The 5,915-nt window shown below is 68.7% G+C and carries 4 protein-coding genes and 2 pseudogenes; 5 read left to right on the forward strand and 1 reads right to left on the reverse strand.

Features of this window, described 5'->3' with window-relative positions; genetic code table 11:
- A pseudogene (locus HUU94_RS07125) lies at positions 1-340 on the forward strand (hypothetical protein); the annotation flags it as partial.
- A 459-nt stretch (positions 341-799) separates the two neighbouring features.
- On the opposite strand, the gene HUU94_RS12815 reads toward HUU94_RS07125, so the two are convergent.
- Positions 800-1,135, reverse strand: a complete 336-nt coding sequence (locus HUU94_RS12815; RefSeq protein WP_254602019.1) for a hypothetical protein — start codon at positions 1,133-1,135, stop codon at positions 800-802.
- Between HUU94_RS12815 and HUU94_RS12820 the strand changes: the two are divergent.
- The 4 genes and pseudogenes from HUU94_RS12820 to thrS all read left to right on the forward strand — a co-directional run.
- Positions 1,134-1,205, forward strand: a pseudogene (locus HUU94_RS12820) (hypothetical protein); the annotation flags it as partial. The gene HUU94_RS12815 and the pseudogene HUU94_RS12820 sit on opposite strands and share 2 nt — an antisense overlap.
- 115 nt (positions 1,206-1,320) lie before the next feature.
- Positions 1,321-2,253 (forward strand): glycosyltransferase family 2 protein, encoded by a 933-nt coding sequence (locus HUU94_RS07130; RefSeq protein ID WP_254602017.1) that lies wholly within the window; start codon positions 1,321-1,323, stop codon positions 2,251-2,253.
- Positions 2,244-3,302 (forward strand): hypothetical protein, encoded by a 1,059-nt coding sequence (locus tag HUU94_RS07135; RefSeq protein WP_174274403.1) that lies wholly within the window; start codon positions 2,244-2,246, stop codon positions 3,300-3,302. The genes HUU94_RS07130 and HUU94_RS07135 overlap by 10 nt, the downstream gene beginning before the upstream one ends.
- A gap of 373 nt (positions 3,303-3,675) precedes the next feature.
- The gene (thrS, locus tag HUU94_RS07140; protein WP_174274404.1) at positions 3,676-5,670 is read left to right on the forward strand and encodes a threonine--tRNA ligase; all 1,995 of its coding nucleotides are present in this window, start codon (positions 3,676-3,678) and stop codon (positions 5,668-5,670) included.
- Positions 5,671-5,915 lie beyond the last annotated feature (245 nt).

Consider the following 5,915-nt stretch of genomic DNA (forward strand, 5'->3'; position numbering starts at 1 on the left):
GCCCGCCGCGCGGCTGGTCGACGGCATCGGGCTGCGGCTCGAGGCGCTGGCGCCCCAGCTCGCCGGCCTCGATCCGCGCGAGCCCGCCGCGCGCGAGGTGCGCAAGCTGATCGCCGAGGAGCTTCCCGAGCTCATCCAGGGCTATGCGCGCGTGCCGCAGGGCCTGCGCAAGGTGGAGCGGGACGGCCCCTCCCCCGATCGCCAGCTCGTCGAGGGGCTCGGCGTCGTCGAAAGCGAGCTCGCGCGGATGAGCGCCGATCTTGCCAGCGGCGACCTCAACAAGTTCGCGACGCAGCAGCGCTACCTCGAACTCAAATATAAGGACGACGGCGCGGTCTGACGCGGCGCCCCCCGGGGCTTGGCCGGCCCTCTCCCACTTTCGCGGGAGAGGCTTGGGTAGGGGTCATCTTCCTGCTTCACACAGATGAGAGTCTGTCCTGTCGCCGTCATACTCTCGTCACCCCGGCCTTGAGCCGGGGTCCCGCTACCTGCCGACGGTGAAGAAGAAGCGGGACTCCGGCTCAAGGCCGGGGTGACGGTCCAGCTTGAACAGGGCAACCTTTGGCGACTGTTCCTGCGGCCCTGCCGACCTTGATCTCTTGACAAATCAGAACATATAGAGTACGGCTCACACCATCATTTCGTCTCGCTCTTTGATTTCGTCGGAAACCCCGAAAGCCACAAAGGCCACGAAAGCCACAAAGGCCACTATCGCGGTGGCTTTCGGTTCTTGATCGGGCGGCCCCGGCAATTTCCGCCTGACCTGCCACGAGGATGCGGGCGGATACAATCATTTTGGTCATGAACTTTCCGTCTTGATCGAATGACATAGCGCGGGGATTGTCCGATCTGGTGGGGAATCGGAAAAATCGAGCGCGATGATCGCGTCCGTCGGTTGGGCCGTCGGCGGGCTGACCCGGGAGCTGGCGCTGTTCGCCGCCGTCGGAATGCTGCTCGGCGGGATCGATGATCTCGCGATCGATCTGATCTGGCTGGCGCGGGGCGGCTGGCGGCGGCTGACGATCTTCCGCCGCCATGCCCGCGCGACGATGGCGACGCTGGCTCCGCCCAGGGCGCCGGGGCGCATCGCGGTGTTCGTCCCCGCGTGGCGCGAGTCGCAGGTGATCGGCGCCATGCTCCGCGCCGCGCTGAGCCGATTCGAGCATGGCGATTATCGCATCTACGTCGGCACCTATCCCAACGATCCCGAGACGGCGCGCGCGGTGATGGCGCTCGGCGATCCGCGCGTCCAGATCGTGCGGGGGACGCGCCCCGGGGCCGACGAGCAAGGCCGAATGCCTCAACCGGCTATGGCACGCGCTGCTCGCCGACGAGCGCGCGGCGGGCAGAGGCGTCAAGGCGGTCGTGCTGCACGATGCCGAGGATGTCGTCCATCCGCTCGAACTCCAGCTCTACGACCGGATGATCGAGCATTTCGCGCTGGTGCAGATTCCGGTGCTGCCCCTGCCCGCGCAGGGGCGCGGTATCGCCGCGCGGATCGTCGCGGCGACCTATGCCGATGAATTTTCGGAAGGCCACGGCCGGCAGTTGATCGTGCGCGAGGCGCTTGGCGCGAGCGTGCCTTCGGCGGGCGTCGGCTGTGCGATAGCACGCGACATGCTCGCGTGCGTCGCCGGGCACAACGGCGGCAACCCCTTCGACGAAGGCAGCCTGACCGAGGATTACGAGCTCGGCCTGCGCATCGCGCAACATGGCGGCCGGGGCGCGTTCGTCTCGATCCCGGCGCGCGAGGGCGGCGCGCCGGTCGCGGTACGCGCGCAATTTCCCGAGACTTTCGATGCCGCCTGCCGCCAGAAAGCGCGCTGGGTGACGGGCATCGCGCTGGCGGGGTGGGACAGGCTGCGCTGGCGGGGCGGCCTGGCCGAACGCTGGATGCGCTTTCGCGATCGTCGCGCCCTGCTCGCGGCGGTGGTGCTGAGCGCGGGCTATGCGGCGGCGCTGCTCGATTTTTCCTGCTGGCTGTTCGGGATCGGAGTGCGCCACGCGTCCCCGCTGGCCGATCTGTTGAGGATCAACGCAGCCCTGCTCTGCTGGCGGCTGCTGTCGCGTATCTTTGTGGTCGGCCGCTTCTACGGCAGCGCGGCGGGCTGGTGGTCGGTGCCGCGCGTGATCGTTTCGAACCTGATCGCGATCGTCTCGGCGTTTCGCGCGCTCGGCCAGTATCGGCCGGGCCGCGTCGCGCACTGGGACAAGACCGCGCACATCTTTCCCGAAAGCCTGCCATGCGATTGAAGGGGCGCCAGGCGCGGTTCCTGCTGGCGACGATCGCCTGCTGGAGCATGGCGCGCGCGTACCTGCTGTGGCCCGCGCCGGCGGAGACCATGCCCGGCCTACCCGCCTTCCTCGCCCCGATCGCGCCAGGCGCGCTGCGGGGCTTCGTTCCGGCGGCGGCGATCGCGCCGGCGTTTCGGCCAGCCGGCGAAATCCGGCGCGGGCGCCCGGCGATCATTGCGGACATGCCCGATTTCGACTGGTCGAGCGGGGTGCGCGCGGCGCGGCTGGCGATGATCGAGCTCGGCGGCGGCGAGACGGTCTCGACCGCGCGCATGCTCCGTCACGCGACCTTCGCTTATCGTCCTCCGCCCGAGGACGAAGCGGCCCCAGTACCCGCGCCCGCCCCCGCGCCGCTTTTTCCGCGACAGCACAGGCCCGCGCTCGGGGTGGAGGCGCAGGCCTATCTCTATCTTCGGCCCGGTGGCGGCGGCGCCACGCTTGCGGACCGCGGTACGCTGGGCGGCAGCCAGATCGCCGCGCGGATCGCCGTGCCGCTAGACCCGCACCTCGCCGTGGCGGCACGCGCCTATGCGCCGCTCGAACATCGCGGCGCGGAGGGCGCGATCGGGATCGACTGGCATCCCTTTCCCGAAGCCCCGCTGCGGCTGAGCATCGAGCGGCGCCAGCGGATCGATCGTCAGGGGCGCTCGGCATGGTCGGCCTATCTCGCCGGCGGCTTCTATCGCGGCGGCGGCGCGGGACGCTTGCAGTTCGACGGCTATGGCCAGGCGGGTATCGTCGGCGCGCGGCGGCGCGATGGCTTCATCGATGGCGGAATGCGGATCGGCTACCGTCTGCCCGAGCGCGGCCCGCCGATCGTGATCGGCGCCGGCCTGTGGGGCGCGGCGCAACCCGGCGTTTCCCGCGTCGACGCCGGCCCACGCGCGGCGATGACGCTTCCCATCGAGCGCCACAGCCTGACGCTGGCGATCGAGGGACGGTTTCGCGCGGCGGGGCATTCCTCTCCCGGCTCGGGAGTCGCACTGACGCTCGCGTCCGACTTCTAGGGACTGTCCTGTTGACGTTGAACTCTCGTCACCCCGGCCTTGAGCCGGGGTCCCGCTGCCTGCTAACGCTGAATAAGAAGCGGGACCGGCTCAAGGCCGGGGTGACGTTTCAGCTTGAACAGGACAGCGTCTAGAAGGTCTGGATTTCGCCGCGCCTTCCCCCTATCTGCGGCTGCATGCAGGTCCGCCGTATCATGACGAGCACTACCACCACCCCCGGTTTCCGGGGGGAGCTCGGCCCGCGCGTCATCCGCTGACGCCGCCGCCCGAGCTTCCGCCCGGAGACGGGTGAGGCCGGCGTCCGCTTCCCCGTCTCTGCCTTCCCATCGGGCGCCAGCGCGGGCATGAGTCCGCCTCGGACCCAGGAAGACAAATGAACGACATGCTTTCGATCACGCTGCCCGACGGCTCCTCGCGCGCGGTGCCACTCGGCACCACGCCGGCGGACATCGCCGCCGCGATCGGCCCGGGCCTCGCCAAGGCGGCGCTCGCCGCGCGCGTCGATGGCGAGCTGCGCGATCTCGATCGGCCGCTGGAGCATGACGCCCGGCTCGCGCTCGTCACCGCGCGCGACGAGAAGGACGCGCTGGAGCTCGTCCGCCACGATTATGCGCATGTGCTGGCCGAGGCGGTCCAGCATCTCTTTCCCGGAACGCAGATCACCTTCGGCCCTTCGACCGACGACGGCTTCTATTATGATTTCGCGCCGAAGGACCGCCCCTTCACCGAGGAGGATCTGCCCGCGATCGAGGCCGGGATGCGCGCGATCATCGCGCGCGACGAGAAGCTGGTTCGCGAGGTCTGGGAGCGCGACGCATTGATCGCGCTGTGGCGCGCGCAGGGCGAGACGTTCAAGGCCGAATGGGCGGGCGAATTGCCCGAGGGCGAGGAGCTGACCGTCTATCGCGCCGGCGGCTTCCTCGACATGTGCCGCGGCCCGCATCTTCCCTCGACGGGCAAGCTCGATCCCCAGGCGTTCAAGCTGACGCGCGTCTCGGGCGCTTATTGGCGCGGCGACCAGAAGAATGCGATGCTCAGCCGCATCTACGGCACCGGCTGGCTCACCAAGAAGCAGCTCGACCAGCATCTGACGCGGCTGGAGGAGGCCGCCAAGCGCGACCACCGCCGCATCGCGCAGGACATGGACCTGTTCCACCTCCAGCAGGAGGCGCACGGATCGGTGTTCTGGCACCCCAAGGGCTATCTGCTCTGGCGCCAGCTCGAGGCCTATATGCGCCGCCGTCTCGACGGCGCGGGCTATCGCGAGGTCAAGACGCCGCAACTGATGGACGCGCGCCAGTGGGAGCAATCGGGCCACTGGGGCAAATATCGCGAGAATATGTTCGTCGTGCCCGACGAGGTGCCGTCGGTAGAGGACGAAGGGCCGATCGTCTCGGACGAGGCGGAGCTGATGGCGCTGAAGCCGATGAACTGCCCCGGCCACGTCCTGATCTTCCGCCAGGGGATCAAGAGCTATCGCGATCTGCCGCTGCGGATGGCCGAGTTCGGCTGCTGCCATCGCAACGAGGCGCATGGCGCGCTGCACGGGCTGATGCGCGTCCGCCAGTTCACGCAGGACGACGCGCACATCTTCGTCCGCGCCGACCAGCTCGTCGAGGAGGTACGACTGTTCTGCGACCTGCTCGACACGGTCTACAAGGATCTCGGCTTCGAGCGCTATGCGATCAAGCTGGCGCTCAGGCCCGAGAAACGCTTCGGCTCGGACGAGATGTGGGACTGGTCCGAGCAGTCGCTGCGCGACGCCGTCGCCGAGGCGGGGCGCGCCACCGAGGCTTATGGCTGGGAAGAGCTGCCCGGCGAAGGCGCCTTCTACGCCCCCAAGCTGGAATTCCACCTCACCGACGCGATCGGGCGGACGTGGCAGTGCGGCACCATGCAGACCGATACGGTGCTGCCCGAGCGGCTCGACGCCGGCTATATCGGCGAGGATGGGGCGCGCCATCGGCCGATCATGCTCCACCGCGCGATCCTCGGCACGTTCGAGCGCTTCATCGGCATCCTGATCGAGCATCACGCCGGCCGTTTCCCGCTGTGGCTGTCGCCGGTGCAGGCGGTGGTGGCGACGATCGTCTCCGACGCCGATGGCTATGCCGATGCGGTGGCGGCGAAGCTGCGCGCGGCGGGGCTGCGCGTCGAGACCGACCGGCGCAACGAGAAGATCAACTACAAGGTGCGCGAGCACAGCCTCGCCAAGGTTCCCGCGCTGCTCGTCGTCGGCAAGCGCGAGGCCGAGGAGGGCGCGGTCGCGATCCGGCGGCTCGGCAGCGAGGGCCAGCAGGTGATGCGGATCGACGACGCGATCGCGGCGCTGTCGGCGGAGGCGACACCGCCCGATCTGAGGGACTGACTTTCAGATGTTGACGTCGAACTCTCGTCACCCGGCCTTGAGCCGGGGTGACGTTTCGGCTTGGACAGGACAGCCCCTAGAGCAGGATGATTTTAGATTGACCCACTCCACCGCTCATCCTGAGTAGGGATCGAGCCTGTCGAGAGCCCGTATCGAAGGACAAGCCCTGGAGCCGTACTTCGATACGAGCCCTCGATACGCTCCTGCGGAGCTACTCGGTCTCACCTCAGCATGAGCGGGTAAGG

This window comes from Sphingomonas bacterium (assembly GCF_903644055.1).
GTDB lineage: Bacteria > Pseudomonadota > Alphaproteobacteria > Sphingomonadales > Sphingomonadaceae > Sphingomonas_I.

Coding starts and splice junctions, on each gene's coding strand:
- HUU94_RS12815 (WP_254602019.1), bottom strand. CDS start 1,135: ATGGCGCCGATCACCTGCGACTCGCGCCACGCGGGGACGAACACCGCG.
- HUU94_RS07135 (WP_174274403.1), top strand. CDS start 2,244: ATGCGATTGAAGGGGCGCCAGGCGCGGTTCCTGCTGGCGACGATCGCC.
- thrS (WP_174274404.1), top strand. CDS start 3,676: ATGAACGACATGCTTTCGATCACGCTGCCCGACGGCTCCTCGCGCGCG.